Consider the following 26397-nt stretch of genomic DNA (forward strand, 5'->3'; position numbering starts at 1 on the left):
CTGCCCCGTCAGGCGGGACGCAGACGCCCCGTGATCAACGCTGACAGCCCCACCATGACCGTGGCCACACCCAGCATCAACGGCAGACCGCCCAGCTGATAGGTCAGTCCCGACAGCACCGTGCCCAGCAGCCGGCCCGCCGCATTCGCCATGTAGTAAAACCCCACGTCCATGGTCACACGCTCGGCCTTGGTAAAGGCGAGGATCAGATAGGAATGCAGCGCCGAATTGACGGCGAACACCCCGCCAAAGGCCAAAAGCCCCGCCACAAGCGTGACGGTCAACCAGGTCTGGGGACCGTCTGCCACCATTGCGGCGGCCGTCAGGACCGCAGGCACCGCGGCCAATGTCCAGCCCCAGCCCCGTGCCGCGCGGGTCAGATCGCCTTCGCTGCGCTGTGTGGCGCGCAGCAGGCGCGGCGATGCGGCCTGCACCATGCCATAGAGGATCACCCAGACCGCCATGAAACTGCCGATCATGAAAAACGCGGCCCGGTTGCCTTCGTTCGTGCCATCCGACAGGACCGCGTAGAAATAGATCGGGATGCCCACGACGAACCAGACGTCGCGCGCGCCGAACAGGAATACCCGCGCCGCCGACAGCCAGTTGACGTTGGCGGATTTGGAAAACACCTCGCTGAATTTTGCACCGCGCCGTCCGCGCGGCAGGCCCGGCGGCATAGCGATCAGCACCGCGATCAGGATCACCGCCAGCACCGCGGCCATCCCCAGCACCGCACCGGTGAAACCGATCGTGGCCAACATGCCTGCCCCTGCGAGAAATCCCAGCCCTTTGACCGCGTTCTTGGACCCGGTCAGCAGGGCGACCCAGCGGAACAAGCCGCCGTCCTGCGCGGGGGCCAACAGCTTGACCGCGGATTTCGACGACATCTTGGCCAGGTCCTTGGCCACGCCGCTGGCCCCCTGCACCACCATGACATAGGCGACCGACAGGCCCACCGTCCAGGCAGGGTCCAGCTGTGTCAGCGCCAGCAATGCCAGCACCTGAATGCCCAGACCCGCATAGAGGGTGGCGGTCAGGCCGAACCGCGCCGCGATCCAGCCCGCGCAGAGGTTCGTTACCATGCCCGCGATTTCATACAGCACGAACAGATAGGCCAGCTGCACCGGGCTGAACCCCAGCCTGTGGAAATGCAGCAGCACCAGCATCCGCAGCGCGCCATCGGTCAGCATGAACGCCCAGTAGGCCGCCGTGACGGCAATATAGGCGGACAGCCCCTCGGGGCGTGGATGTGTCGCGGTCACAGCGAATTCCCGACCATCAGGGCCACGTCAACCAACCGGTGCGCGTAGCCCATTTCGTTATCATACCAGGCGTAGATTTTGACCTGCGTGCCGTTGATCACCATGGTCGATGGGGCGTCCACGATCCCCGACCGGGTGTCGTTGGTGTAATCCGACGACACCAGCGGGCGTTCCTCATATCCCAGTATGCCCTGCAATGACCCTTCGGCGGCGGCCTTGAACAGGGCGTTGACCTCTGCGGCGGTGGTCGGGCGGTCCACCTCGAACACGCAATCGGTCAGCGATGCGTTCAGCAGCGGCACGCGCACCGCGTGACCGTTCAGACGGCCCGTCAGTTCAGGGTAGATCAGCGTGATCGCCGTCGCACTGCCCGTCGTCGTGGGAATAAGCGAATTCAGCGCGGACCTTGCGCGGCGCAGATCCTTGGCCGGGCGATCCACGATGGTCTGGGTGTTGGTCACGTCATGGATCGTGGTGATGGACCCGTGTTTGATGCCGAGGTTTTCGTGCACAACCTTGACCACCGGGGCGAGGCAGTTGGTCGTGCAGCTGGCCGCCGTGACGATCCGGTGGCGGGCGGCATCATAGGTGTCATGGTTCACGCCAAAAACGATATTGGCCGCGTCACCGTCCTTGACCGGGGCCGAGACCACGACCTTTTGCACGCCGGCGGCAAAATAGGGGGCAAGGGCTGCGTCGGATTTGAAAACGCCGGTGCAGTCGATCACCACATCCACCCCGTCCAGCGGCAGATCCGCGATGTTGCGCGTGCCCACAAAGGGCAGCCGCACGCCGTCGATGGTCACGCTGTCGGCGTCGTGGCTGAAATCCGCATCCCAGCGACCGTGCACCGAATCGAATTCCAGCAGATGCGCCTGCATCGCGGGATCGCCCACCGCGTCGTTGATCCACGCGATCTTTGCGCCGCGTGCCAGCAGCGGTTTCAGGGCCAGTTTCCCGATGCGGCCAAGGCCGTTGAGGGCATAGGTGGTCATGCGACAAATCCTTTTTGTGCGGCAATGTCATCGACCGCCCGTTGCAGGGCGATCCGGTCCAGCGATGCGACCGGCAGCGCCGCAAAGGCCCTGATCCGGTGCAGCAACGCGCCATAGGTCTGATGGAACGCCAGCGCGCGTTCCGCGTCGGTGCCCGTGACTGCGGCGGGATCGGGCAGACCCCAGTGGCCGCTGATCGGTTGCCCCTGCCAGGCGGGGCAATCCTCGTTCGCGGCCTGATCGCAGACGGTGAACACGAAATCGAAGTCGGGCGCATCGGGGGTCTGGAACACGGTCATGCTCTTGGCCTCCAGCGATGCCGTGTCGTGCCCCTTTTGGCGCAGCAATGCGAAGGCATCGGGGTTTATCGCGGACCGGGGCCGGGTGCCTGCGGACCACACGTCGAACCGGTCGCCCGCCTGCGCCCGCAGGATGGTTTCGGCCATGATCGACCGGGCGGAATTGCCGGTGCACAGGAACAGCACCTTGAACTTGCGGCCCGCCGTATCGGCAGTGGGCCCATCCATCGACAGCGGCGTGCAGATGTCGGGCCGCCCCCGGCAGCAATCGTGCAGCAGGTAGTCGAATGTTTCGCGCGTGCTGTCCAGACGGATGGCATAGCGCAGGGATGTCCCGGCGCGTTCCTGATCGACCAGCCCGGCCTGCATCAGCGCGCCGATGTAAACGGACAGCGTATTGGGTTTCAGCCCCAGCGCCCGCGCCAGTTCGCTGGCGGGCACATGGTCGGGATAGCGGCGCATCAGCAGCCGAAACAGCGCAAGGCGTTGCGGATGACCCAGGATGGACAGACGGTGTGCGATCATTGATTCCATAATTCATGAATTACGGAATTATTATTTTTCGCGCAAGTGATTCCTGCCCCGTAAGGCTGGTAAACACAGCACCCTGCCCGTCACAGAACCGTTTCAAAACCGTAAAGAACCTGAAACAAAACCGTCACGGTTCTGTCGTCTGACGCCCTTATCTCGCCTCCAAACCAAGGGGGTGACATGCTCAGGATAGACGCACTGACGAAACGGTTCGGGGACAAGACAGCCGTGGACACGGCCAATATCGTTGTCACCAAACCCGCCATGATCGGGATCATCGGCCGGTCGGGCGCCGGTAAATCGACCCTGCTGCGCATGATCAACCGCCTGAGCGACGCAACCAGCGGCACCATCATGTTCGGGGATGAAGACATCACCGCGCTGCGCGGTGCGGCCCGGCGCGACTGGCAATCGCGTTGCGCGATGATCTTTCAACAATTCAACCTCGTGCCGCGCATGGATGTGGTGTCCAACGTACTGCACGGCACGCTGAACAAACGGTCAACGCTTGCGACGCTGTTCAACCTGTATCCCCAGTCCGACATTCACCATGCGATCGAAATTCTCGACCGTCTGGGCATCGCGGAACAGGCCCCCAAACGTGCCGAGGCCCTGTCGGGTGGTCAGCAACAGCGCGTGGCCATCGCCCGCGCCCTGATGCAGGACCCCAAGATCATTCTGGCCGACGAACCCATCGCATCGCTTGATCCGATGAATGCGCAGGTGGTGATGCAGGCGCTGCGTGCCATCCACGAAGAGGATGGCCGCATGGTCATCGCCAACCTGCACACGCTGGATACCGCGCGTCGCTACTGCGACCGCGTGATCGGGATGCGCGACGGGCGCATCGTGTTTGACGGCACCCCCGAGGAACTGACCACCGACACCGCGCGCGACATCTACGGCGCCGGCGCGGATTTTTCCGAGGCCGCCACATCCACCGAAATCGAAACACTGGACAGGTCCGAGGTCCGTTTGGCCGCGGCATACGCCTGAACCAGCACCACCCCGCAGATTTCGCGGGCCACCTTCATCAAACCCAATGGAGAACATGATGAAAAAGACCCTCGCCCTGGCGCTTGCCGCCACCACGACACTGTCATCCGGCGCATTCGCCCAAGAGATCACGGAATTCCGCATCGGCATCCTGGGCGGCGAAAACGCACAGGACCGCATGAACAGCTACCAGTGCCTGGCCGACTACACGACCGAGGCGCTTGGCGTCGAAACCCGCCTGTTCGCCCCGGCCGACTACAACGGCGTGATCCAGGGCCTGCTGGGCGGCAGCATCGACATGGCGTGGCTGGGCGCATCCGCCTATGCCTCGATCTATCTTCAGGACCCCGAAGCCGTCGATCCCGTGCTGATCAAGGTGAACCTTGACGGTTCTGTCGGCTATCATTCCATCGGGTTTGCCCGCGCCGACAGCGGCATCACGTCGCTGGACGACATGGAAGGCAAGGTCTTCGGCTTTGGTGATCCGAACTCCACCTCCGGCTACCTGATCCCCTCGATCGAGATCCCGCAGTACAAAGACGGCATCACGATGGAATCGGGTGAATACTTTGGCGAGGTCTCCTTTACCGGCGGTCACGAACAGACCATCGTCGCGGTTGCAAACGGCGATATCGACGGCGGCGTGACCTGGGCCGACGGTCAGGGCAACTGGGAAGACGGCTACAACTCCGGCGCGCTGCGCAAGGCCGTGGATGCCGGTCTGGTCGACATGAACGACCTGGTCGAAATCTGGAAATCCGCCGTCATCCCCGAGGGCCCGGTCGTCCTGCGCAAGGCCCTGCCGGACGATGTGCGCGCGACGATGACCGAACTGGTCGCAAACCTGTATGAAAACGACCCTGATTGCGCCTATGGCGTGGCCGCCGGTGACACGCTGGGTTTCCAGCCCGTCACCCATGACATGTACACCAGCATCGTCGCCGCCCGTCAGGCCGTGATCGGCAACTGAACCGATTGAACCAATGATCCGGCAGCCCCCCGCGGGCTGCCGGTCTTTCTATGTCCGGGGGGCAGGATGTCAGACATATCACTCAGCGGCGGTGCGGTGCGCGTGGACAGCATACAGTCCAGCTACATGGCGCAGGTCCAGCGACGCAGACTCTATGGCGGATTGACGCTATTGCTGTTCGTCGTGCTGATGGTGTCCGGTTTCAACATCGCCGATGACCGCAACGCGGGCGGGTTCTGGCAAGGCCTGCACCAGATCGGCGATTATCCCGCCGACGTGCTGTCAGAGGCCTGGGAAAAACGCGCCGATCTGCCCGGTCTGATCGCCAAGTATTTTCCGGCCCTCGTGGAAACCATCAACATTGCAGCCGTATCAACCCTGATCGGCGCTGTCGGCGGGCTGTTCCTGTCGCTGCTCGGGACGCGCGGCCTTGCGAAATGGCCGCGTCTGATCCCGCTGTTTCGCCGTATTTCAGACATCATGCGCGCGGTGCCCGAAATCGTCATCGCGCTGGTGCTGATCTTTGTGCTGGGCGGCGGTCCGGTGCCCGCGATGATCGCCATCGCGATCCATACCGCGGGCGCACTTGGCAAGATGTTTTCCGAAGTGGCCGAAAACGCCGACCTCAAACCGGTCGAGGGTCTGGCATCGACCGGCGCCACATGGTTCCAGCGGATGCTGCTGGGCGTGCTGCCGCAGGTCGCACCGAATTATGTCAGCTACACGCTGCTGCGGTTCGAAATCAACATCCGCGCCTCGGCGATCCTGGGTTTCGTGGGCGCGGGCGGTCTGGGCTACGAGCTGCGCAATTCAATGGCCTGGGGGCCGGGCCGGTTCGACGAGGCCGCGGCCATCTTTATCCTGTTGTTCGGCACCATCGTGTTCTTTGACCAGGTGTCCAGCCGCTATCGCAACCGCCTGACAGAGGGGCAGGGTCAATGACCGCGACCGACATCAACACCGACCTTTCCGCAGCCAAACACCGTGCCGAAGGTCTGTTCCGCCGCAAACGGATGTTCGCGCTGGGGGTGCCGTCGGTGATCGGAGCCTACCTGATCTATATCTTCTTTGCCTTTGACCTGCCGGGCCTCGCGCAGCGTGCCAGCCTTGAAAACGCGATCACGCTGGCCGCTGACAGCTGGTCGCACAAGGTGCATGTCAACCGCGACAACCGGTCCGGCGAGATCACCTATGCGATCGAGGGCGAACGCAAGGGCACCTATCCCGACGGCATGCGCCCCGATTGGGTCAGCGGCACCGAAGACGCGCTGACCATCGACCTGGGCGCGGGCCATATCGTGCGCTACCTGCCCGACCGCGTGACCGAAATCGACGTGCCGGGATTCCAGCGCATCACCGTGCAGGCCGAAGGCCGCAGTCTGACCAGCAATCTGCCGGACGACCTGCCCGACTGGATTTCCGCCACCACCCGCCGCATCGGGATCACCACCCCCGAAGGCCGGATCACCCTGACCGGCTCGCGCAGCGAGGTGTTCAACTATTTCCCCGGCTGGGAATTGTTCTGGTTCACGCTGGACAGCCCCTATTACGGGCAGGGCCTGACGGCGATCCTGTTCGGTGACCGCATCGACCCCGCACGCTCCAATATCGCGGGGGCCGTTTCGGACTGGTGGAACAACGCCATGTGGCGCCACAAGGATGTGGCATGGGCCATCGGCGAGACGATCCTGATGGCCTTTCTGGGGACGATGGGTGCGGCAATGATCGCCCTGCCGCTGGGCTTTCTCGCGGCCAAGCGGTTTTCGCCCATCATGCTGGTGCGGGCGGCGACCCGGCGGCTGTTCGATTTCGTGCGCGGCGTCGATGCACTGATCTGGACGGTGGTTCTGGCGCGTGCCTTTGGCCCCGGCCCGCTGACCGGCGCGCTTGCGATCCTGATCACCGACACCGGCACCTTTGGCAAAATCTTCTCCGAGGCGCTGGAAAACGTCGATCAACGCCAGATCGAAGGCGTCGCATCCACCGGTGCCAAGCCGATCCAGCGCTACCGTTTCGGCGTGATCCCGCAGGTGGTGCCGGTGCTGCTGGCGCAGATCCTGTATTTTCTGGAATCCAACACCCGGTCCGCCACGATCATCGGCGCGATCACCGGCGGCGGCATCGGCCTGATGCTGACGCAGGCGATCCAGACCCAAAAGGACTGGGAAGAGGTCGCCTATTACATCGTCCTGATCATCGCCATGGTCATGTTCATGGACTGGTTTTCGGGCTGGCTGCGCGGCAAGCTGATCGGACGCAAGGACTGATGCCGCGCGTCCTGATCACCGGGGCAAATCGCGGCATAGGTGCGGCCCTGATGATCGCCGCGCGCGACGCGGGTCACAGCCCCATCGGCACCACGCGCCATGGCGGTGACGGGTTCACCGCATTGACGCTGGACAGGCCTGACACGATCGCGGCTCAGCTTGCGCAGATCGGGGCGGTGGATATCGTGATCAACAACGCGGGCGTGATCGGTCCCGACCGCCAGTCGCCGCTGGACATGGATTTCATAGGGTTCGCACAGACGCTGGCCGTGAACACACTGGCGCCGCTTGCCGTGGTGCAGGCGCTTTTGCCGCGGCTGCGTGACAGTGCCACGCCCCTGGTGCTGACGCTGTCGTCGCAGATGGCATGGATGGGCTATCGCAAGCCCGACCGCATTGCCTATCGCGCGTCAAAGGCCGCATTGAACAAGGTCATGCAGGGGTTGGCGTCCACATTGGAACCGGACCGCATTCCGGTCGTCGTGATTGATCCGGGCTGGGTGCGCACCGACATGGGCGGCCCCGAGGCCGATCAGGACCCCGCCACGGTCGCCGCGGGCATCATCGCGCTCATCAACCGTGTGACACTGGCCGACACCGGAAAATTTCTGCATTTCACCGGCAAAGAAAGGCCGTTCTGACCATGCCACGCCTGTCCGCCGATACAGCCCTCGTGCATCCCGACTGCGATATCACCGACAGCCACTTTGGCGCCTATGTCGAAATCGGCCGTGGCAGCCGCATCGGCAACACGACATTCGGCGACTACAGCTATTGCGACCGCTACGCCGATATTGCCAATGCCCGGATCGGCAAATTCGCCAATATCGCGGCCTTTACCCGGATCGGGGCGACGGATCATCCGCTGGACACGGCGGCCTGTCACCATTTTCTCTATCGCTCGGACGACTATTGGGATGATGCCGACCGCGACCCCGCATTCTTTGCCCATCGCGCAAGCCGGCTGGCCCATGTCGGGCATGACACCTGGATCGGGGCGGGTGCCATGATCAAACCGGAGGTGACGCTGGGCCACGGGGCGGTGGTGGCAGCCGGGGCCGTGGTGACCCGTGACGTGGACCCCTATACCATCGTGGCAGGCACGCCCGCGCGCCCCCTGCGCCTGCGCCAGCCGCGCGACATCGCGGACCGGCTGATCGCACTGGCGTGGTGGGACTGGCCCCATGACCGCCTGCGCGCGGTACTGCCCGATTTTCGCAGCCTGTCCGCCGCGGCCTTTCTGGACCGTTACGAGGACGCGACCTGATCCACCTGTCACACGACTGTTGCCTGACGGTCGTAATCAAATGCAGCCCAAGCAACATGGTGCAGCACATGGACAGCCCCGCCCGTTCCCACGTCAGCTACGCCACCGCGGCGCAGTCGCGCGCGGGTCGCGCCATGATCAAGCTGATCGAGAACGCGACCGGCCGCCTGCACCTGATCCAGCGCGCCCGCGACTATGACCAGGAAATCCGGCAGGGCCGCAGTTTCTGGGAGGTCATGGTCGACCGCTACGGGCTCAGCCTTGACGTGATGTCGGGCGCGATCACCGACATTCCTGCCACCGGGCCGCTGGTCGTGGTGGCCAATCATCCCTTTGGCATCCTTGACGGGCTGATCATGGGATATCTGTTGTCGGTCCGGCGGCCCGATTTCCGTATCCTGGCCAACAGCGTGTTTCAGGACGCGCCGGATCTGGAACGGGTGGTGCTGCCAGTCAATTTCGCGCAGACGCGCAACGCGGTGAAACAGAACCTCGACACCCGCGCGGCGGCCATCGGTTGCCTGCGGGCAGGCGGTGCAATCGGCGTGTTTCCCGGTGGGACTGTCTCGACGGCGGCCAGACCATTCATGCGGCCGCTGGACCCCGGCTGGCGCCGGTTTACCGCCCGCATGATCGTCAAATCCAACGCCACCGTCGTGCCCGTCTATTTCGACGGCCAGAATTCACGCCTGTTCCAGCTCGCCAGTCATATCCACCCCAACCTGCGGGTCGCGCTCTTGCTCAAGGAATTTCGCAGGCAGACCAACAAACCCGTGCGCATCGCCATCGGTGCGCCCATCGCGCCTGCGCGGATTGCGCGCTATGCCGATGATGCGCAGGGCATGATGGATTTTCTCAGGACCGAAACCTATGCGCTGTCGCCCCGGCAGATCGCACCGCAGGCCTATGGTTTCGAATTCGAGGACCGCTATCGCGCGTGACGCGCTCAGGCGTCGATGGTCAGCGTCACGCGGTCGCCCGCGAACCAGGTGCGGCCGTATTCGACCGGGCTGCCGTCTTCGCCCACATTGACCGCCGAGGACCGCAACAAGGGGTCGCCTTCGGTCAGGTGCAGATGCAACGCCTGTGTGGCCGTCGCCCGGACGGCCGTCAGCCGGGTCGTGGCCCGCGTGTAATCGGTGGCCCCCGCTGCCGCCAGCGCGGCCGTCACGCTGCGCGTCTGTTCCAGCGCCTGCGCGATACCCGGCAGGCGCGCCAGGGGAAACAGGCTCTCGAACAGGGCGATGGGCTGGCCGTCGGACAGCGACAGCCCGTGATAAGCGCAGACCGCATCGCCTTCGGCCAGGGCCAGCGCCCGCGCCTCGCCCGCGCTGGCGCTGCGCGTATCCAGATACAGCAGCCGTTTTTCCGGCCTGCGCCCGGCGGCGATCAGGTTGTCGTGGAACCGCACCCTGCGCCCGATGGGGTAATCGGTCGGCGTCGCAGTGACAAAGGCCCCTGCCCCGCGCCGCCTGCGCACCAGCCCCTCGGCGACCAGCGCGGATACACCGTGCCGCACCGTATGGCGGTTGACCCCGAAGCGTTCGGCCAAGGCAGCCTCGGTCGGCAAGCGATCGCCGGGGGCGTGGCGTCCCTCGCTCAGGTCGGTGCGCAGGGCATCGGCGATCGCCTGCCACACCGGGGTCTTGGGGGATCTGTCACGCAAACTTCACAAATCTCTTCTGTCTTTTGGCGGGGGTTCGGCTAGAATATGTATAGTTGTATAGTATTTGCAAAAGTTGTCGAGATGAAAGATTCCGCCGACCACGACAATCCGCGCAAGGCCTGGATGGGCCTGATGGCCAAGGCGCCCGAGGGCCGCGTCGCAGCACTGCTGGATGCGGCCATGACGCGCCCGGCCTATCGCTGGCTGCGGGCCCCCGAAATCGGCACGGCGATGGTGCGCGGACGCGCCGGAGGAACGGGGGCCGCGTTCAACATGGGCGAGGTGACAGTGACCCGCTGCGCCTTGGCGCTGGACGACGGGACCGTCGGACACGCCTATGTGCAGGGCCGCCGCACCGCCTGCGCTACCGCCGCGGCACTGGTCGATGCGCTGATGCAAGGGGCGGATGCCGACACGGTCCGCACCGCCGTGCTGGACCCGCTGGCCGCCGAACAGGCCGACAAGCGCGCAGCACGCGCAACCCGTGCCGCCGCGACCAAGGTCGAATTCTTTACCATGACAAGAGGAGAGGACTGATGCAGCCCGACACCCTGTCCGGCGGGTTCGATCATCCCGCGATCCAGTCCGCCCAGGCCTATCGCAGCATCCTTGAAGCGATGGCCCGCCCCGGCACGCGGCAGGACATCGCGGGCGCGCGGCCACCCGCGCCCCTGTCGCCCGCAGCGGGCGCGGTCCTGCTGACCCTGTGCGATGGCGACACCCCCGTGCATCTGGCCGGTGACGCAGACACCACCGCCGTGCGCGACTGGCTGGCATTTCACACCGGCGCACCGCTGACAGGCCCCTCTGACTGCGCGTTCGCGGTCGGCATCTGGGCCGCGCTGATGCCGCTGGACAGCTATCCGACCGGCACAGCCCAATATCCCGACCGTTCGGCGACCCTGATCGTGGACCATGCCGACCTGACCGGGCCCGGCGCTACCCTGACCGGACCGGGCATCCAGACAAAGGCCAGCCTGCCACTGCCCGACATCGCGGCCTTTCGCGCCAACCGGGCCATGTTTCCGCGCGGTCTGGATTTCATCCTGACCAGTGGGGCCCGGCTGGCGGCCCTGCCCCGCTCGACCCGTGTCAGCGCAACCGCCGAGGTGTCGTGATGTATGTCGCAGTCAAAGGTGGCGAACGCGCCATCCAGAACGCCCATGCCTGGCTGGCCGAGGAACGCCGCGGCGACCGGGATGTGCCCGAACTGGGCACCGCACAGATCCGCGAGCAGCTGAAACTGGCCGTTGATCGCGTCATGGCCGAAGGGTCACTGTATGATCCCGACCTGGCCGCGCTGGCGATCAAACAGGCGCGTGGCGACCTGATCGAAGCGATTTTTCTGATCCGCGCCTATCGCACGACCCTGCCCCGGTTCGGCGCATCGCGCCCCGTCGATACGTCCGCCATGGCCTGTGACAGGCGCATCTCGGCCACGTTCAAGGACCTGCCCGGCGGGCAGATCCTGGGGCCGACCTTTGATTACACGCACCGGCTGCTGGATTTCAAACTGGCCGCCGATGGCGTGGTGCCGGATGCCCCGCAGCAGGACGCCGCGACAGGCCCCGTGCCCCATGTCACCGGGTTCCTCAACCGCGAAGGCCTGATTGAAGAGGCCCCGCACGACGACACAACACCCCCTGACCTGACCCGCGAACCGCTGGAAATGCCCGCCGACCGGGCGCTACGGCTTCAGGCGCTGACCCGCGCTGACGAAGGCTTCACCCTCGGCCTCGCCTATTCGACGCAGCGCGGCTACGCCCGCAACCACGCCTTTGTGGGTGAATTGCGGATCGGGACGGTGGCCGTGGAAATGGACATTCCCGAACTGGGCTTTGCGGTCGAGATCGGCGAGGTCACGCTGACCGAATGCGAGACGGTCAACCAGTTCAAGGGATCGAAAACCGAACCGCCGCAATTCACGCGCGGCTACGGTCTGGTGTTCGGCCAATCCGAACGCAAGGCCATCGCCATGGCGCTCGTGGATCGGGCCCTGCGCTGGCAGGAACTGGGCGAGGACGACGTGGGCGCACCCGCACAGGACGCCGAATTCGTCCTGTATCACGCTGACAACATTCAGGCGACGGGGTTCCTCGAGCATATCAAGCTGCCCCATTACGTCGATTTCCAGTCGGAACTGGAGCTGGTGCGCAAACTGCGCCGGACAGCAACCGCCGCACAGGCGCAGGCACAGGAGGCCGCGGAATGAACGTGGACTCGGTCGTATTCGACATCGGCGGCGTGCTGGTGGACTGGCAACCCCATCTGGCCTGGGCGGATGACCTGGGCGAGGACGGCGCCCGCGCATTCCTGGACCGCATCCAGTTCGACAAGCTGAACCTGGCCTGCGACGCGGGTGCGACCTTTGCCCAGGCCGCGGCACAGATCGCAGACCCTCAGGATGCGGAACGTCTGACCCAATATGTCGCGCGCTACACCCGCACGGTGCCATCCAAGATCACCGGGACATGGGACATCCTGAATGCGCTGAAACAGGCAAATGTGCCGGTCCACGCCATCACCAACTGGTCCGCCGAAACCTGGCCCAGGGGCTGCGAGGCGCACCCCGAACTGTCCACGGCGTTCGACACCATCGTCGTGTCGGGCGAGGTGGGCGTGATCAAACCCTCGACCGAAATCTACACGCTGTTGTGCCACCGCGCCGACATCGCGCCCGCGCGCTGCGTGTTCATCGACGATGGCCTGCACAACTGCATCGGCGCACGGGCCGCCGGCATGGATGCGATCCATTTCAAGGGACCGGATGACCTGCGGGCGCAACTGCAACACAGGGGGCTCTTGTGACCGATCAGGCCTATAATTTCGCCTATCTGGACGAACAGACCAAACGGATGATCCGCCGCGCCATCCTCAAGGGTGTGGCGATCCCCGGCTATCAGGTGCCCTTTGCCAGCCGCGAAATGCCCATGCCCTATGGCTGGGGCACCGGCGGGGTGCAGGTATCGGCGGCCGTGCTGACCCCTGACGACACGCTCAAGGTGATCGACCAGGGTGCGGACGACACCACCAACGCGGTGTCGATCCGCAGCTTCTTTGAACGGACCGCGGGCGTTGCCACGACAACCGCGACCCGCGACGCCACCGTGATCCAGACCCGGCACCGCATCCCCGAGGAACCGCTGACCGAAGGTCAGATCCTCGTTTATCAGGTGCCGATTCCGGAACCGCTGCGGTTTCTCGAACCGCGCGAAAGCGAGACGCGCAAGATGCACAGCCTCGAGGAATACGGGCTGATGCACGTCAAGCTCTACGAGGATATCAGCCGCCACGGCCATATCGCCACCTCTTATGCCTACCCGGTCAAGGTCGAGGGACGCTATGTCATGGACCCCTCGCCGATCCCGAAATTCGACAATCCCAAGCTGTCGGGCACGCCCGCGATCCAGCTGTTCGGCGCGGGCCGTGAACAGCGGATCTATGCGCTGCCGCCCTATACGCAGGCGGTCAGCCTAGACTTCGACGATCACCCGTTCACCCCGTCCAAGGCAGATCACCCCTGCGGCCTGTGCGCCGCGACCGACAGCTATCTGGACGAGGTGATTACCGACGATCAGGGCGGGCGCATGTTCGTCTGTTCCGACACCGATTACTGCACGGCGCGTCAGGCCGCCGGCCACAAGGGAAAGGACGCGGCATGACCCCGCTGCTGTCGGTGCAGGGCATCACCAAACACTATGGCACCCATATCGGCTGCGCCGACGTTTCCTTTGACCTCTACCCCGGCGAGGTCATGGGGATCGTGGGCGAGAGCGGGTCCGGCAAATCCACCTTGTTGAACTGCATGGCGGGGCATCTGGCACCGGATGCAGGACGGGTCATGTTCGACACCCGCAAGCCGTCAGGGGACGACGCGGCAGGGCACGACACTTACGGGCCGCGCGATACCGTCACCATGTCCGAACCCGAACGCCGGATGCTGTCGCGCACCGATTGGGCGTTCGTTCACCAGCACGCCCGCGACGGGCTGCGCATGGGGGTGTCGGCGGGTGGCAACGTGGGCGAACGGCTGATGGCCGTGGGCGCACGTCATTACGCATCAATCCGGGATCAGGCCACCGACTGGCTGGGCCGGGTGGAAATCGACGCAGGACGCATCGACGACAGGCCCACCACCTTTTCGGGCGGGATGCAGCAACGGTTGCAAATCGCCCGCAATCTGGTCACCGGGCCGCGGTTGGTGTTCATGGACGAACCGACGGGCGGGCTGGATGTATCGGTGCAGGCGCGTCTGCTGGACCTGTTGCGCGGGCTGGTGCGCGACATGGGGCTGTCAGCGATCATCGTGACCCACGATCTGGCCGTGGTGCGCCTGCTGGCCGACCGCATCATGGTGATGAAATCGGGCCGCGTGGTGGAATCCGGCCTGACCGATCAGGTGCTGGACGACCCGCAGCACGCCTATAGCCAGCTCCTTGTGTCCTCCGTCTTGCAGGTTTGACCGATGTCAGTTCGAATCACTCAGGCTACGGAAAAGGATTGCCAAGAGGTCGCCACGTTCTTGACCACCGCCTTACCCGAGAGTTGGCGGCAACCAGAATTGCCAGACCGCGGACAAATTCAACGCGTCCTTTCCCATCGTGGGGCCATCCTTTTGATCGCCCGTCAGGACGATACTGTCGTGGGGCTGGCGCTTGGATGGTGTTTTCCCAACGCGATCGCCCAAGGCGATACAGCAATGCTGGATGAGCTTTTGGTCGATCCCGCCTGTCGGGGGAACGGCATCGGGACAGAGCTGGTTGCGGCATTCATCAAGAAGGCAGGACAACTCGGCAAAGCACCGCTCGAAATCTGGGCAACAACAGATTTTCCGGAAGAGCCATCCGCGACCCCGTTTTCAAGAACAGGTGGCCAGCAGGGTCAGTTGCTACGCCAATTTGACTGGCCAAGGGAGGCACGCGCATGATCACATTAAAAGACGTCTCGAAAACCTTTACCCTGCACAATCAGGGCAGCGCCGTGATCGCGGTGATCGACAAGGCGAACCTGACCGTGGCACCGGGCGAATGCGTGGCGCTGACCGGGGCGTCGGGTGCGGGAAAATCGACCCTGATGCGGATGATCTACGGCAATTACCTGACGCAATCGGGGTCCATCCGTATCGGTGATGTCGATCTGGTGCAGGCCCAGCCGCGCGACGTGATCGCCCTGCGCCGGGTGAAACTGGGCTACGTCAGCCAGTTTTTGCGGGTGGTGCCGCGCGTGCCGACGCTGGACGTGGTCGCAGAACCCCTGCGCGCCCTTGGCATGCCTGCGCCAGACGCACAGGACCGCGCCCGCGCCTTGCTGACCCAGCTCAATATCCCGCAGCGGCTGTGGGGGCTGTCGCCCACCACCTTTTCGGGGGGCGAACAGCAACGGGTCAACATCGCCCGCGGCTTTGCCCATCCCTATCCTGCGCTGCTGCTGGACGAGCCCACCGCCAGCCTTGATCCCCACAACCGCGAAATCGTGTTGTCCCTGATTGCGGACGCCAAGGCGCGCGGTGCCGCGATTATCGGCATCTTTCATGACGCCGAGGCACGCGAGCGGGTCTGCGACCGCGAAATCGACGTTGGTGCCTTTACCCCGCAGGCCGTGGTATGACGGCGGGGGCCGCAACCGCAGGCCGCCTGATCGCCGTCGTCGGCCCCTCGGGAGTGGGCAAGGACAGCGTGATGCGCGGCCTCTGCGCGGTCATGCCCGATCTGCATCTGGTGCGCCGCGTCATCACCCGCGCGCCCGATCTGGGCGGCGAGGATTACGACGCCGTCACCCCTGCTGCATTCGGCGACATGGCGGAAAACGGTGCCTTTGTCGTGCATTGGTGCGCACACGGGCTGCATTACGGCATCCCGCAAACGGTGCGGTATCAGCTGGCCAAGGGAACCCATTGCATCGCCAATTTCTCGCGCAAGGCGCTGGCCGCCGGGGCCGATGCCTTTCCCGGCATGCTGGTGCTGCACGTGACGGCGACCCCCGACACCATCGCCGCGCGGCTGGCCGCGCGCGGGCGTGAAACGCGGTCAGAAATCGCGAACCGTCTGGCACAGGCGGACAAACCGCTGCCAGCAGGGCTGGACGTCCTGCACCTGTCGAACGATGGCCCGCTGGATCAGACCATCGCACGCGCGCTTGCGCTGCTCGAACCGGTCAGGGCGTAGCGATGGATCAGCGCAAACCGCCCGTCATCCCCCGCGCCGCACAGCGCGATCTCGTTCAGCACAAAGGGCGCGGGCAAGGCGGGCAACCGGTCACGCAAGGTGGATTCCCACTGCGGCAGGGCCTCGGGCGTCAACTGGCCGGTCAGGGTCATGTGAAACCGGAAATCATCCATCACGTAGGGATAGCCCCAGGTCATCAGATTGGCCTCTTGGCGCGGGGTCAGCCCTGCCTGCCTGCGGCGGTCCAGTTCGGCTGTAGTGGCCGGGGCCCGGAACCGGTCCAGCGCATGCACGCAGTCCCCCGCCACACGGGCAAGGCCGTCCACCGGGCCTGTGGGCGTCAACGCCAGAAACCGGCCGATGCGCGACAGTTCCAGCCCGTCGCAAATCGCGGGCGCAACCTGCGTGGCCAATGCGGCCACCGCCTGGCCCAGATCGACTTGGGTCAGGCCGTCCCGCAACCTGAACGGCGGCTTGAGCGTGCCGTGAAACCCGTATTTGCGCGGTGTCATGGTGATGTCATGCAAACCGGGCAGATCGCACTGCGGCACGGTGCAGCCTTTCAGCACGTCCCATCCCAGCCATGCCGCGCCAAAATCGGCCAGCGGCCCGTCCGGCGGGATATAATAGATCGCAAAGCGAGCGTATGACATGAATTCCCCTATGTTGCCGGCATCCTTGACCAAACCATGTGACACGACGATGTCAAACGACCTGTGCCTGGCCAATGCGCAGCTGGTGCTGGCCGACCGTGTCGTGCAGGGGTCCGTCACCATCGCAGATGGTCAGATCACCGGGATCACCGACGGCAGCAACGTCCCCGATGGGGCCATCGACTGCGGCGGTGACCTGGTGCTGCCCGGCTTTGTCGAGTTGCACACCGATAACGTCGAACGCCACATGGAACCGCGCCCGGATGTGGATTGGCCGCATCTGCCCGCACTCTTGGCACATGACGCCGAACTGGCCGCCTGCGGGATCACGACCGTGTTCGATGCGATGCGCGTGGGGTCCATCCATTCCGGCAAGGGCCGCTATGTCGATTATGCCCGCACCCTGGCGGACGAAATGCTGACAGCCCGCGACCGCGGCATGTTCAAGATCAGCCATTTCCTGCACCTGCGGGCGGAAATCTGTTCCGAAACCCTGCTGGAGGAATTTGCAGCCTTTGACCCCGTCGATCGTGTCGGCATCGTCAGCCTGATGGATCACACCCCCGGTCAGCGCCAGTTCCGCGACCTCAGCGCGCTCAAGGCTTATGTGGCGAAAAAGCGGGGCATGAACGACGAAGAATTCGCCCAGCATGTGGCCGCCCTGCTGGCGCTGCGGGCGCGACTGGGTGACAAACACGAAAACGGTGCCGTGACCGAAGCCAGACGCCTTGGCGCGGTCCTGGCCAGCCACGACGACACCACGGCGGAACATGTGGCGACATCCGGGCGCCACGGCGTGGGGTTCGCCGAATTTCCCACGACACTGGACGCAGCGCAGGCCTGCCGGGCGCATGGTATCGCGGTGATGATGGGGGCGCCCAACCTGATCCGGGGCGGATCGCATTCGGGCAATGTCGCAGCAGCGGAACTGGCGCGCCATGACCTGCTGGACATCGTGTCATCAGACTATGTGCCCGCCGCCCTGCTGGGGGCCGCGTTTCAACTGGCGCAGATGTGGGATGACCTGCCGCGCGCCATCGCCACCGTGTCGGCCAATCCCGCGCGCGCGGCAGGTCTGACCGACCGTGGCAGGCTGGAAACGGGATTGCGCGGCGATGTGGTGCGGGTCAGGATGTTTGACGACACCCCCGTCTTGCGGGGGGTGTGGTCGCGGGGCGTCAGGGTCAGCTGATGGTCTGGTCTGTCAGGTAACGCTTGATCGCCAGTTCGCAGGCACCGGCAAAGGCTGCGGGTTCCGCCGGATCGAAACGATCCCTGCCTGCGTGGAATACGCGCGGACCGCGCCCCCCCTTGCGGTGCACCCAGACCGCGGCAATCGCATTTCGGTCGTCGGTTTCGGCGATGTAATGTATAACGGGCATGACAGCGGCCTTTGTAATGGATTTGTGAATGCTAAGGCGATTCGTCCGACCCGCAAACCGTTTTGTGCGCCTGCGCGACCGTCCCCGGCCAGACACTAGGACCAGACCCCGTCCGCCCTGTCTGCGACATCTACGCTGCCTTGCCTGTCTTTACGATGGCCACGACTGGCCTACCATTATTGCCTCATAGGGATGGAGGATGACATGAAAACGCCAATCGCGACCCTCGTCGGGGCTTTGGCCTTTGCGAACACGGTATCTGCCGAACCTGCGCGGTTCGAACTGGACCCCGCACACACCACGATTGCCTTTCTGGTGGATCATGTGGGCTATGCCGCGACCCTGGGCCTGTTCGCCGAGGTCAGCGGCGGTTTCACCTACGATACCGAAACGCAGGAGTTGAGCGATCTTGAGGTGACAGTCCGCACGCAAAGCGTCGAAACATTGAACGATGCCCGCGACGAACACGTGCGATCGGGCGATTTTCTGGCCGTGGCCGACCATCCGGACATGGTGTTCACAGCCGATGGCGGCGTGCCGTCCAACGCCACCAGCGGAACCGTCACGGGCGATCTGACCCTGTTGGGTCAGACGCATCCGCTGACGCTGGACGTCACATTAAACAAGGCCGCCGACTATCCCTTCGGTCACGGGCGGTTCACGCTGGGCATTTCGGCCCGCGGGTCGTTGCAACGCAGCCAGTGGGGCATGGTTTACGGCGTGGACAACGGCCTTGTGGGTGACACGGTGACATTGATTATCGAAACAGAGGCGATGCGCGCGGCCGACTAACCCTTGACCGCGCCCGCCATCAGGGCCGAGACGATCATCCGCTGCAAGGCGACAAAGACCATGACCGCCGGCAGCACAGCGATGATGCAGGCCGCCGCAAGCACTTGTGTCGTCGATGCGTTGGTCGCACCTGCAAAGTTGAAGATCGCGACTGAAATCGGCCAATCACCGTCGCGTTCCAGCAGAATGAACGGGATCAGGAACTGCGACCAGTTCATCACCATCGCAAGGATAAAGGCCGACGCGATGCCCGGACGTGCCAGCGGCAGCGTGATCCGCCACAGCGTCGTGAATCGTGATGCCCCGTCGATGGCCGCCGCCTCTTCCAACTCAATGGGCACGCCGTCAAACGTCACCTTCAACAGCCAGACGGCCAGCGGCATTCCCAGTGCGCCGTAAACGGCGATGACCGCCAGATCACTGTTCAGCAGACCCAGTGCGACCATCCAGCGATACAGCGGCAACAGGATCACCAGTGGCGAAATCATCTGCACCGCGAGGATGCCCACAAGGATCGCCTGCTTGCCCCGGAAATTCAGCCGTGACGCGGCATAGGCCGCCGGAATCGCCAGCGCGACAGCCACGAGGCCACCCGATGCCGACAGTTTCAGCCCGTTCCAGAGGTAGATCAAAAACGCGGGGTCTGACAGGATCAGCCGGAAATTGTCCAGTGTCGGTGCCTGCGGAATGAACCGCGATGCGCCCAGGTAAACCTCTGCGGGCGTGCGGACCGCAAGACTGATCAGCCACAAAAACGGCAGCGCGAAAAACGCACCCAACACGGCCAGCACCACATAGGTCGCCACATCACCCCAGCGTGCCAATGTCATGCGGCAGGCCTTTCGCGGCCAATGACGTAATGGACCAGCAGCGCGCAGCCCATTCCGATGGCAAACAAGAGCACGGCCAGCACGCTGCCCCCCGCCAGATCCAGATTGTAGAAAACGGTGTTGAAGGTGAACAGTGCCAGCACCTCGGTCGCGCGACCGGGACCGCCGCCGGTCAGTGCAAGGATGGAATCGAATGTGTTCAGCGTCTGTACTGTCACCAGCACCGTGTTCACCGCAATCAGCCGCCGCATCAGCGGCAGGGTGATGTAGCGGAACATCTGCCAGGGGGTCGCGGCGTCCAGTTCCGCGACCTCGTACAGGGTCGGGTCGATGGCACGCCGCGCTGCATAAAAGACGATCATCGAAAAGGCCGTCCCCTGCCACAGGTTCGCAATGACGGCAGAGGCCATGGCCATCTGCGGGTCAGACAGCCAGGCCACGGGGCCAAGCCCCACATACCCCAGCAGACTGTTGAGCGTGCCATAGGGGGCCTCGTCGAACAGCATCTGCCAGACAAGGCCGTTGGCAATGCCCGGCACTACCCAGGCCGCAAGGACCAGCGTGCGGAACGCCGCCATGCCGCGCAAGCCGCGGCGTTCGCCGCGTGCGATCACCAGCGCGATGCACAGACCCGCCAGTTGCAGGGCCGCGACATTGGCCAGGGTGAACACCAGCGTAGTTCCCAGAACCACCGGCAAGGCGGGATCCGCCAGCACACCGCCGATCGCATCGGTCGAATAGCGGCTGGCGGGTGCCAGCAGGCTGGCGTCACTGAACGCCAGCCGCAGGACATCCAGCACCGGAACGGCATAGAACGCCGCCAGGATCGCAATGGCGGGAACCAGCCAGGGCAGCGGATGTCCGTCGCCCGGTGCCGGTCCCCGATCCGTGGTCCGGTTCGTGATCGTCACTGACGATCAAACGCGGCCTGAACGGCTGCATCTGCGGTATCCAGCGCCGCCTCTGGCGTCGCCGTGCCGGACAGGACATCGCCCAGCATGATCTGGATCTGGTTGGACAATTCCGGATAGATCGCGGCCCCCGGACGCGCGACACCGTTCTGCAATGCCGCGCTGAACAAGTCGTATTCGGGGCCGTCATAGGTGTCATACTGGTCATAGATCGCAGCAGAGGTCGGCAGCAGCCCCTGTGCGGCATTGCCGGGACCCGCATAGATGTCCTTGGCGATTTCGCCGCACAGGGATGCCTTTGCCGGGTCATCCGTCAGGGCCGCGATGGTCCAGCCGCCGGTGCCGGTCGCACGCTGGTCCGCCGTGGGTCCGGGGATTTCCGACACCTCCCAGTTGGCGAATGTCTCTGGCGGCAGGGTGTTGCGCAGCTGACCGTATTGCCAGTTGCCGCCGATGAACATCGCGGCAGACCCAGCCGCGGCCGCCGCATTGAACGAATCGTAATCCGTGATCGACGTGACCCGCGCGGGGGCCGCACCGCTGTCGACCAGATCCTGATAATAGGCGATGGCGGTCAGCACCTTTTCACGGTTTTCACCACTGGCGAAAACGGGCGCGCCGTTGTCATCCACCAGTGTCGCATCCTGCGCCCAGACATTCGCCAACCAGTCAAAGGCGGTGCCTTCCCAGCGGCCACCGTTGAACAGGATACCTTCGCGGCCCTGTTCCACGGCAGACAGCGCGGCCGATTTCAGGTCTTCCCATGTTTGCGGGGCGTCAGGCACGACGCTGGTATCGCGGTACAGCACGCGCAGATCCGTGAACCACCACCAGGCCAGCACGTTGCCATCCGCATCGGTCACGGCATCGCGCACAAAGGGAAACAGGTCCGCCACCTCGGCGTCGCTGAATACATCGTTCATCGGTTTGAGAACGCCGTTGTCCTTGAACAGCGCAAGCTGGCTGGAATCGATCATGGCGCAATCGGGTCCGCGGCCGGCCTGTGTCTGTTGCAGCAGGCGGGCCTGTTCCTGCCCGATGTTTCCGGTCTGCAACTGGGTCTCGATCTTCCAGTCGGGGCGCGCCGTGATGAAATCGGTGAACAGCGCCTCGAACGCCGCCTTGGTTGCCGGATCAGACGAATACAGATCATAGGCCGTCAGGCGAAATGTCAGTGTGTTCGGCGCATCGGCCAGACCCACGCGTGTCCGCGTCACAAGGTCCTGGGCCGTGCCCATGACAGGCAGCGCAGATGCGGCGGCCGCAAGGAACAGGGTTTTATTCATGATACTCTCCAATGGTTGGTCAAAGTGGCGTTTCAAACAGGGTGGTCAAGAGGACCCGAAGGTCCTGCATGGGCAGAACGGGCGCATCCGTTGCGGGGACAATGCCGCGTGCGAAAACATCGGCGGGCAACCGGTCCAGCAGGCGTGGATCATCCGAAATGAAATGGACCGGCACATCCGGCGGCGCATCCTGACCGGCCAGCAACGGGGCAGGCTGGTGATCGCCCAGCACGACGAAAAACGCGCCGTCGCCGTGGCGCAGAATGTATTGCCCCGCCACTTCCAGCGCATAGTCGAGGGATTTGGCGTATTGCGCGCGGATCGTGGCAGGGTCCGACCAGACGACACGGGGGCTGTCCCCCTGTCGCCGCGTCCTGTCAAAGACCGACCCATCGCCCACGGCGTCCCACGGCACGATATCGGGCAGCGGCGTCCAGGGCGCGTGTGATGTGATCAGCGCCACCTCGATCATCGCGGGGGCCGTGACGGCCTTGCGCAGTTTTTCATCCAGCGCCGTCCAGGTGTATTGGTCCGGCATCGTCACCCACTCAAAGGGTTGGCCGCGATAGTCCAGACCCGCGGCATCCAGCGTGGTATCGTAGCCGTACCAGCCGGCCTCGGGCCAATCGAGGGTGATGGCAGGCATCGCGGCACCCGTGTGCCACCCGGCAGCCCCGAACAACCGGTTCAGCGATGTGCGGTCGGATGTCATCAGCCGATCATAGCGCACCTGGCTGTCGACCCACAGGCCCGACAGCAGCGTGCCATGGCTCAGCCAGCTTTGCCCGCCACGGGTCGGTGCCGCGACCCAGCCACTGCGCACATGCCAGCCGGCGGCGTCCAGTGCCGTTTCGACCGATGCCAGCCGTGGCACAGAGGTGGCCGCAAATTCCGGGTCATCCAGAAATGACCGGCCATAGGATTCCACGAATGCAAGGATCACATCCCGCCCCTGCAAGGCCGCGAATGTGGGGACCGGTCCGACCGGATCGGGCAAATCTGCGGTAAATTCCCGCAAGTCTGCGATGCCCCGGCCCATCCTGTCGAACTGTGCCTGAACCAGTGGCGTGACCTGCAACACCTGCCACCCCGGCAGCACCATCGCCAGAACGGCCAGTCCCGCCGGGACGGCAACGGTCAGGCTGCGCAGGCGCCAGCCCAGACGGGACAGCACCCACAGGCCCCGCCACATCACCGCGCCGACCGCAATGACGACCAGCAAGGTTGCGCTTATGCCAAACAGCGCCTGCCCGTGACCGATGCTGGACGCCAGCAGCGCCCAACCCGACACCAACAGATGCAAGTCCAGCAGCGGATTGAACGCCCGGCTGAACGCAAGGTATGTGCCGATGTCCGCAATCTTGAGCACGGCAAGACCCAGTGCCACAACGACAACGGGTGCCAGAACCCAGACACGCGGCAAGATCGCAACGCACAGCAAGATCAGCGGCAGCTCTGGCGTGGGACGGAACCACCGCGCCCCGGTCAGCCCAGCCGGGTGCGACGGCAAGACCAGCACCAGATGCAGCATCACGACCCCCACAAAGAGCCATGCCAGATCACGGCGTGCAGGCCCCCGCCGCATCATTGTGACGATGCCGCGACAGGGCGGCCGCCACCGCGCCAGATCAGCAACGGCAGCGCAGGCAGCAACGACAGGATCATGACCGCGCCGAACAGCACCCCGGCGGCAATCCCGGCCTCTGCTGACGCGCCGATCAGCGGAAAGACGACCGCCGCCGCCCCTTCGCGCCACCCCCAGCCTCCCACGGACAGCGGGATCAACATGGCCGACAGGATCAACGGCACGAGGACCAGCGCCGAGGGCAGATCAAGCGCGGTGCCGGTCGCTTGGGCGCAGGCGGCAAAGGCCGCGATATTCAACAAGGCTGCCGCCACCGACAGACCCGCCTGCACAAGGCCGATCCGCCATGTGGGCAGACATCGCCGCACCAGCGTGACGGGGCGTGATCCACGCATCACCACGGCGATCACGGCCCCCAGCATGCATAGCGCGACAGCCGCCAGCGCAATCCGGACGACAACACCCTGCGCCCCCGCCAGCGCGCCCGGCGCGAACAGGGCGAAGGTCAGCCCGATCATCGCCACCGCCAGCAACCCCAACTGGCCTGCGGCCCTTTCCAGAATGACAGCCTGTGCGGCAGGCATTCGGTTCCCGGTTCCCGGCGCGGACCGCAGTGCGCGCGCACCGTCCCCCAACACGCCACCCGGCAGGCCCTGGTTCAGCGTCTGCGAAAGCAAGTATTCACGCAACGCCCAAGGATAGGAAAAGGTCACGCCCAGACAGGTCGCCACCAGCCGCCAGCGCTGCGCCATCAGCATCGTCTGCGCAATCAGGCAAAGGGTGGCAGCGACGATCCAACCGGGGGCCACATTGCGCAGGCGGTCCCACAAGGCGTCCGTATCAACCACGGCGACCAGCAGCACACACAGTGCCGCAACACAGACCAGGCGCAGCGTCAGGTGCATCGTCGGCGTGCCAACCAGCGGATATCCACGGCAAATGACCAGACCAGCAGAACGGATGCGGTCAGTGCGATGACACGACCGGCAACTTCGGGCAGCACCGGCAGCGCCAGCGCCGCAAGCGCACCAATCTGGATCACGCAGACCAGCTTGCGCCTGAAACTTGCCGGCAATGGCGCATCCAGCCACGGCCAGACATAGCTTGCCAACACAAAGACATAGCGCGCGCCGCCCAGTATCAGCAGTTCTGGCCCCGCGCGCCCGTCCAGAAACAGCAGCAGCGCAAGCACAGCCGCCAGCAGCGCGTCGACCTCCATGTCAAAGCGCGCGCCAAAGGCGGACACAAGCGCCTGCCTGCGCGCCAGCCAGCCGTCGACACCATCCAGCGACAGTGCCACAGCCGCGATCGCAAAGACGGCCCACGACACCTCGGGGGCGAGAGGGGCACTGGCACCAATCCCGGCACACAGCACGGCCACCAGCATGAACCGGACAGTCGTCACGACGTTGCAGGCCCCGACCGCGCGATGCGGGTAATGCTGCGCCATGCGCACCACTACGAACGCCAAACCGGCCAGATAGACGACGGATGTCACGGGCAGGCCGGCGGCAAAGACTTGCCACGCCAGCCACAGCAGCACCGGAAACAGACCCAGCCCCCAGCAGGCCAGTCGATGTGCAGGGGCCGACAATCCAGACCAAGCCACGGCAGATACGCTGTGTTTCATGCGGCAAGCCGCGTGATCTGCGCCATCAGCGGACGGTGGTCGGACGCCGCCCGGATCTTGGGCGAATCGAGCGCCACAGCCCGGTCGACGCGCAACGCGGGGCAGGTCAGCACGCGATCCAGCGCAACAAGTGGGGCCTGCACCGGAAAGGTCCGCGCACGGGGGCCGGTCAGCGGCAGCGACGTGGCCCGAGGGTGCAAGGCCAGCCCGCCCCAGGGTCGCCATTCATTCAGATCACCAAGCAGGACCGTCGGCATCGCAGGGCGCGGCACGAGGGCACGCGCAATCGCACGCATCTGTGCCACACGCAGCACCTGCAACAGCGCCAGATGGCAGGCAATGATCCGCATGGGGGCACCGCGATACAGCACTTCGGTCACGACAGCGGCGCGGTGATAGCGACCCGGCAACCGCAGGACAAACTGCGACGTGGGGGCCATTTCGGGGTCAAGAAGCAGGATATTCCCGCGGCACCCATGCGCCGTCCCGCCACAGCGCATGTCCGGGTCGGCATGCTGGCTGCGCAGTCCGGTTGCGCGGCACACTGCATCCAGATCAAGCAAGGCCCGCGGCGGAACATCATCCGAATCCGCCTCTTGCAGCGCAAGGATCTGCGGCTGAAGCGCCGCGATATCAGATGCAATCGCACCGGTGATACGACCCGGATCAGCGCGCCCATCACGCCCCACGGTGCGGTGCAGGTTCCACGTCACGCATGTCATCGGATGGCGTCTGTCAGTCATCTTTGCCTGTCTGCGGGATCCGCAGGACTGCCACGGACTCTCTTGAACGATAGCCCGTCAATCCCTGTGGGCAATGCCCCGCCCCTGCGCAGGCGACCTGTTGCCGATTCAAGATCATTGGCGCGCGAAAAACTGTCGGTTTGGGTCGTGGGCGCTCGCTGCACC

Annotated in this window: 31 protein-coding genes; 18 read left to right on the forward strand and 13 right to left on the reverse strand. The window is 64.6% G+C overall.

Annotated elements, in window-relative coordinates:
- Positions 1-8 precede the first annotated feature (8 nt).
- From arsJ to AN189_RS15075, 3 genes are read right to left on the reverse strand one after another with little or no spacing between them, the layout of a single operon-like run.
- Positions 9-1265, reverse strand: coding sequence for an organoarsenical effux MFS transporter ArsJ (gene arsJ, locus AN189_RS15065; RefSeq protein WP_056037621.1), 1257 nt, complete (start codon positions 1263-1265; stop codon positions 9-11).
- Positions 1262-2260, reverse strand: coding sequence for an ArsJ-associated glyceraldehyde-3-phosphate dehydrogenase (locus tag AN189_RS15070; RefSeq protein ID WP_056037624.1), 999 nt, complete (start codon positions 2258-2260; stop codon positions 1262-1264). Before AN189_RS15070 ends, arsJ begins: the two co-directional genes overlap by 4 nt.
- Positions 2257-3093 (reverse strand): helix-turn-helix domain-containing protein, encoded by an 837-nt coding sequence (locus tag AN189_RS15075; RefSeq protein ID WP_056037627.1) that lies wholly within the window; start codon positions 3091-3093, stop codon positions 2257-2259. The genes AN189_RS15070 and AN189_RS15075 overlap by 4 nt, the downstream gene beginning before the upstream one ends.
- 177 nt (positions 3094-3270) lie before the next feature.
- On the opposite strand from AN189_RS15075, the gene phnC reads away from it, so the two are divergent.
- From phnC to AN189_RS15110, 7 genes are all read left to right on the forward strand, one after another.
- Positions 3271-4086, forward strand: a complete 816-nt coding sequence (phnC, locus tag AN189_RS15080) for a phosphonate ABC transporter ATP-binding protein (RefSeq protein ID WP_056037629.1) — start codon at positions 3271-3273, stop codon at positions 4084-4086.
- 58 nt (positions 4087-4144) lie between these two features.
- Positions 4145-5056 carry a phosphonate ABC transporter substrate-binding protein gene (gene phnD, locus AN189_RS15085; protein ID WP_056037811.1) on the forward strand — a complete coding sequence of 304 codons (912 nt, stop codon included), beginning with the start codon at positions 4145-4147 and terminating at the stop codon, positions 5054-5056.
- Positions 5057-5122: 66 nt separating this feature from the next.
- Positions 5123-5998, forward strand: a complete 876-nt coding sequence (gene phnE / locus AN189_RS15090; protein ID WP_056037633.1) for a phosphonate ABC transporter, permease protein PhnE — start codon at positions 5123-5125, stop codon at positions 5996-5998.
- The gene (phnE, locus tag AN189_RS15095) at positions 5995-7323 is read left to right on the forward strand and encodes a phosphonate ABC transporter, permease protein PhnE (RefSeq protein ID WP_056037636.1); all 1329 of its coding nucleotides are present in this window, start codon (positions 5995-5997) and stop codon (positions 7321-7323) included. The genes phnE (AN189_RS15090) and phnE (AN189_RS15095) overlap by 4 nt, the downstream gene beginning before the upstream one ends.
- Positions 7323-7964: an SDR family NAD(P)-dependent oxidoreductase gene (locus AN189_RS15100; RefSeq protein ID WP_056037639.1), complete on the forward strand. Its 642-nt coding sequence runs from the start codon at positions 7323-7325 to the stop codon at positions 7962-7964. Before phnE (AN189_RS15095) ends, AN189_RS15100 begins: the two co-directional genes overlap by 1 nt.
- A 2-nt stretch (positions 7965-7966) precedes the next feature.
- A complete protein-coding gene (locus AN189_RS15105) occupies positions 7967-8590 on the forward strand; it encodes a DapH/DapD/GlmU-related protein (RefSeq protein ID WP_056037644.1) in 624 nt (207 codons plus the stop codon).
- A 68-nt stretch (positions 8591-8658) separates the two neighbouring features.
- Positions 8659-9531 carry a lysophospholipid acyltransferase family protein gene (locus AN189_RS15110; RefSeq protein ID WP_056037815.1) on the forward strand — a complete coding sequence of 291 codons (873 nt, stop codon included), beginning with the start codon at positions 8659-8661 and terminating at the stop codon, positions 9529-9531.
- Between the two features lie 5 nt (positions 9532-9536).
- Here the strand turns inward: AN189_RS15110 and phnF are convergent, their stop codons facing one another.
- A complete protein-coding gene (phnF, locus tag AN189_RS15115) occupies positions 9537-10256 on the reverse strand; it encodes a phosphonate metabolism transcriptional regulator PhnF (protein WP_056037647.1) in 720 nt (239 codons plus the stop codon).
- Between the two features lie 81 nt (positions 10257-10337).
- Here phnF and phnG point away from each other — a divergent pair, with 81 nt between their 5' ends.
- From phnG to phnN, 9 genes are read left to right on the forward strand one after another with little or no spacing between them, the layout of a single operon-like run.
- The gene (phnG, locus tag AN189_RS15120; RefSeq protein ID WP_056037650.1) at positions 10338-10793 is read left to right on the forward strand and encodes a phosphonate C-P lyase system protein PhnG; all 456 of its coding nucleotides are present in this window, start codon (positions 10338-10340) and stop codon (positions 10791-10793) included.
- A complete protein-coding gene (phnH, locus tag AN189_RS15125) occupies positions 10793-11374 on the forward strand; it encodes a phosphonate C-P lyase system protein PhnH (RefSeq protein WP_056037653.1) in 582 nt (193 codons plus the stop codon). Before phnG ends, phnH begins: the two co-directional genes overlap by 1 nt.
- Positions 11374-12468 carry a carbon-phosphorus lyase complex subunit PhnI gene (locus tag AN189_RS15130; RefSeq protein ID WP_056037656.1) on the forward strand — a complete coding sequence of 365 codons (1095 nt, stop codon included), beginning with the start codon at positions 11374-11376 and terminating at the stop codon, positions 12466-12468. The genes phnH and AN189_RS15130 overlap by 1 nt, the downstream gene beginning before the upstream one ends.
- Entirely contained in the window at positions 12465-13064 is a 600-nt protein-coding gene (locus AN189_RS15135) for an HAD family phosphatase (protein WP_056037659.1), read from the forward strand. The genes AN189_RS15130 and AN189_RS15135 overlap by 4 nt, the downstream gene beginning before the upstream one ends.
- Positions 13061-13918, forward strand: coding sequence for an alpha-D-ribose 1-methylphosphonate 5-phosphate C-P-lyase PhnJ (locus AN189_RS15140; RefSeq protein WP_056037662.1), 858 nt, complete (start codon positions 13061-13063; stop codon positions 13916-13918). The genes AN189_RS15135 and AN189_RS15140 overlap by 4 nt, the downstream gene beginning before the upstream one ends.
- Positions 13915-14718 (forward strand): phosphonate C-P lyase system protein PhnK, encoded by an 804-nt coding sequence (gene phnK / locus AN189_RS15145; RefSeq protein ID WP_056037665.1) that lies wholly within the window; start codon positions 13915-13917, stop codon positions 14716-14718. The genes AN189_RS15140 and phnK overlap by 4 nt, the downstream gene beginning before the upstream one ends.
- 3 nt (positions 14719-14721) lie before the next feature.
- On the forward strand, positions 14722-15183 hold the full coding sequence (locus tag AN189_RS15150) for a GNAT family N-acetyltransferase (protein WP_083484445.1): 462 nt from the start codon (positions 14722-14724) through the stop codon (positions 15181-15183).
- A complete protein-coding gene (phnL, locus tag AN189_RS15155; RefSeq protein ID WP_056037670.1) occupies positions 15180-15863 on the forward strand; it encodes a phosphonate C-P lyase system protein PhnL in 684 nt (227 codons plus the stop codon). Before AN189_RS15150 ends, phnL begins: the two co-directional genes overlap by 4 nt.
- Positions 15860-16420 (forward strand): phosphonate metabolism protein/1,5-bisphosphokinase (PRPP-forming) PhnN, encoded by a 561-nt coding sequence (phnN, locus tag AN189_RS15160; protein WP_056037673.1) that lies wholly within the window; start codon positions 15860-15862, stop codon positions 16418-16420. Before phnL ends, phnN begins: the two co-directional genes overlap by 4 nt.
- On the opposite strand, the gene AN189_RS15165 is transcribed toward phnN, so the two are convergent.
- Entirely contained in the window at positions 16372-17073 is a 702-nt protein-coding gene (locus AN189_RS15165; RefSeq protein WP_056037819.1) for a DUF1045 domain-containing protein, read from the reverse strand. The two genes, phnN and AN189_RS15165, sit on opposite strands and share 49 nt — an antisense overlap.
- Positions 17074-17122: 49 nt before the next feature.
- On the opposite strand from AN189_RS15165, the gene AN189_RS15170 reads away from it, so the two are divergent.
- Entirely contained in the window at positions 17123-18265 is a 1143-nt protein-coding gene (locus AN189_RS15170) for an alpha-D-ribose 1-methylphosphonate 5-triphosphate diphosphatase (protein ID WP_056037822.1), read from the forward strand.
- On the opposite strand, the gene AN189_RS15175 is transcribed toward AN189_RS15170, so the two are convergent.
- Positions 18258-18455: a hypothetical protein gene (locus AN189_RS15175; protein ID WP_056037675.1), complete on the reverse strand. Its 198-nt coding sequence runs from the start codon at positions 18453-18455 to the stop codon at positions 18258-18260. The two genes, AN189_RS15170 and AN189_RS15175, sit on opposite strands and share 8 nt — an antisense overlap.
- A 204-nt stretch (positions 18456-18659) precedes the next feature.
- On the opposite strand from AN189_RS15175, the gene AN189_RS15180 reads away from it, so the two are divergent.
- Positions 18660-19247, forward strand: a complete 588-nt coding sequence (locus tag AN189_RS15180; RefSeq protein ID WP_056037825.1) for a YceI family protein — start codon at positions 18660-18662, stop codon at positions 19245-19247.
- Here the strand turns inward: AN189_RS15180 and AN189_RS15185 are convergent.
- Genes AN189_RS15185 through AN189_RS15215 form a run of 7 tightly spaced genes read right to left on the reverse strand, consistent with a single transcriptional unit; the run spans position 19244 to position 26232 of the window.
- Positions 19244-20077: a carbohydrate ABC transporter permease gene (locus AN189_RS15185; protein WP_056037679.1), complete on the reverse strand. Its 834-nt coding sequence runs from the start codon at positions 20075-20077 to the stop codon at positions 19244-19246. The genes AN189_RS15180 and AN189_RS15185 overlap by 4 nt on opposite strands.
- A complete protein-coding gene (locus tag AN189_RS15190) occupies positions 20074-20988 on the reverse strand; it encodes a carbohydrate ABC transporter permease (protein WP_253279643.1) in 915 nt (304 codons plus the stop codon). The genes AN189_RS15185 and AN189_RS15190 overlap by 4 nt, the downstream gene beginning before the upstream one ends.
- Complete coding sequence (locus tag AN189_RS15195; RefSeq protein ID WP_056037682.1) at positions 20985-22274, reverse strand: extracellular solute-binding protein; 1290 nt, start codon at positions 22272-22274, stop codon at positions 20985-20987. Before AN189_RS15195 ends, AN189_RS15190 begins: the two co-directional genes overlap by 4 nt.
- 19 nt (positions 22275-22293) lie before the next feature.
- Entirely contained in the window at positions 22294-23862 is a 1569-nt protein-coding gene (locus tag AN189_RS15200) for a hypothetical protein (RefSeq protein ID WP_056037684.1), read from the reverse strand.
- Positions 23859-24764, reverse strand: coding sequence for a lysylphosphatidylglycerol synthase transmembrane domain-containing protein (locus AN189_RS15205; RefSeq protein WP_056037687.1), 906 nt, complete (start codon positions 24762-24764; stop codon positions 23859-23861). The genes AN189_RS15200 and AN189_RS15205 overlap by 4 nt, the downstream gene beginning before the upstream one ends.
- Positions 24755-25489: a CDP-alcohol phosphatidyltransferase family protein gene (locus AN189_RS15210; RefSeq protein WP_253279644.1), complete on the reverse strand. Its 735-nt coding sequence runs from the start codon at positions 25487-25489 to the stop codon at positions 24755-24757. Before AN189_RS15210 ends, AN189_RS15205 begins: the two co-directional genes overlap by 10 nt.
- Positions 25486-26232, reverse strand: coding sequence for an endonuclease/exonuclease/phosphatase family protein (locus AN189_RS15215; RefSeq protein ID WP_253279645.1), 747 nt, complete (start codon positions 26230-26232; stop codon positions 25486-25488). Before AN189_RS15215 ends, AN189_RS15210 begins: the two co-directional genes overlap by 4 nt.
- Positions 26233-26397 lie beyond the last annotated feature (165 nt).

The sequence above is a fragment of the Loktanella sp. 3ANDIMAR09 genome (assembly GCF_001420005.1).
In the GTDB taxonomy this organism is placed as follows: domain Bacteria; phylum Pseudomonadota; class Alphaproteobacteria; order Rhodobacterales; family Rhodobacteraceae; genus Loktanella.

Coding starts and splice junctions, on each gene's coding strand:
- AN189_RS15070 (WP_056037624.1), bottom strand. CDS start 2,260: ATGACCACCTATGCCCTCAACGGCCTTGGCCGCATCGGGAAACTGGCC.
- AN189_RS15075 (WP_056037627.1), bottom strand. CDS start 3,093: ATGGAATCAATGATCGCACACCGTCTGTCCATCCTGGGTCATCCGCAA.
- phnC (WP_056037629.1), top strand. CDS start 3,271: ATGCTCAGGATAGACGCACTGACGAAACGGTTCGGGGACAAGACAGCC.
- phnD (WP_056037811.1), top strand. CDS start 4,145: ATGAAAAAGACCCTCGCCCTGGCGCTTGCCGCCACCACGACACTGTCA.
- phnE (WP_056037633.1), top strand. CDS start 5,123: ATGTCAGACATATCACTCAGCGGCGGTGCGGTGCGCGTGGACAGCATA.
- phnE (WP_056037636.1), top strand. CDS start 5,995: ATGACCGCGACCGACATCAACACCGACCTTTCCGCAGCCAAACACCGT.
- AN189_RS15100 (WP_056037639.1), top strand. CDS start 7,323: ATGCCGCGCGTCCTGATCACCGGGGCAAATCGCGGCATAGGTGCGGCC.
- AN189_RS15105 (WP_056037644.1), top strand. CDS start 7,967: ATGCCACGCCTGTCCGCCGATACAGCCCTCGTGCATCCCGACTGCGAT.
- AN189_RS15110 (WP_056037815.1), top strand. CDS start 8,659: ATGGACAGCCCCGCCCGTTCCCACGTCAGCTACGCCACCGCGGCGCAG.
- phnG (WP_056037650.1), top strand. CDS start 10,338: ATGAAAGATTCCGCCGACCACGACAATCCGCGCAAGGCCTGGATGGGC.
- phnH (WP_056037653.1), top strand. CDS start 10,793: ATGCAGCCCGACACCCTGTCCGGCGGGTTCGATCATCCCGCGATCCAG.
- AN189_RS15130 (WP_056037656.1), top strand. CDS start 11,374: ATGTATGTCGCAGTCAAAGGTGGCGAACGCGCCATCCAGAACGCCCAT.
- AN189_RS15135 (WP_056037659.1), top strand. CDS start 12,465: ATGAACGTGGACTCGGTCGTATTCGACATCGGCGGCGTGCTGGTGGAC.
- phnK (WP_056037665.1), top strand. CDS start 13,915: ATGACCCCGCTGCTGTCGGTGCAGGGCATCACCAAACACTATGGCACC.
- AN189_RS15150 (WP_083484445.1), top strand. CDS start 14,722: ATGTCAGTTCGAATCACTCAGGCTACGGAAAAGGATTGCCAAGAGGTC.
- phnL (WP_056037670.1), top strand. CDS start 15,180: ATGATCACATTAAAAGACGTCTCGAAAACCTTTACCCTGCACAATCAG.
- phnN (WP_056037673.1), top strand. CDS start 15,860: ATGACGGCGGGGGCCGCAACCGCAGGCCGCCTGATCGCCGTCGTCGGC.
- AN189_RS15165 (WP_056037819.1), bottom strand. CDS start 17,073: ATGTCATACGCTCGCTTTGCGATCTATTATATCCCGCCGGACGGGCCG.
- AN189_RS15170 (WP_056037822.1), top strand. CDS start 17,123: ATGTCAAACGACCTGTGCCTGGCCAATGCGCAGCTGGTGCTGGCCGAC.
- AN189_RS15175 (WP_056037675.1), bottom strand. CDS start 18,455: ATGCCCGTTATACATTACATCGCCGAAACCGACGACCGAAATGCGATT.
- AN189_RS15180 (WP_056037825.1), top strand. CDS start 18,660: ATGAAAACGCCAATCGCGACCCTCGTCGGGGCTTTGGCCTTTGCGAAC.
- AN189_RS15185 (WP_056037679.1), bottom strand. CDS start 20,077: ATGACATTGGCACGCTGGGGTGATGTGGCGACCTATGTGGTGCTGGCC.
- AN189_RS15195 (WP_056037682.1), bottom strand. CDS start 22,274: ATGAATAAAACCCTGTTCCTTGCGGCCGCCGCATCTGCGCTGCCTGTC.
- AN189_RS15200 (WP_056037684.1), bottom strand. CDS start 23,862: ATGATGCGGCGGGGGCCTGCACGCCGTGATCTGGCATGGCTCTTTGTG.
- AN189_RS15205 (WP_056037687.1), bottom strand. CDS start 24,764: ATGCACCTGACGCTGCGCCTGGTCTGTGTTGCGGCACTGTGTGTGCTG.
- AN189_RS15210 (WP_253279644.1), bottom strand. CDS start 25,489: ATGAAACACAGCGTATCTGCCGTGGCTTGGTCTGGATTGTCGGCCCCT.
- AN189_RS15215 (WP_253279645.1), bottom strand. CDS start 26,232: ATGACTGACAGACGCCATCCGATGACATGCGTGACGTGGAACCTGCAC.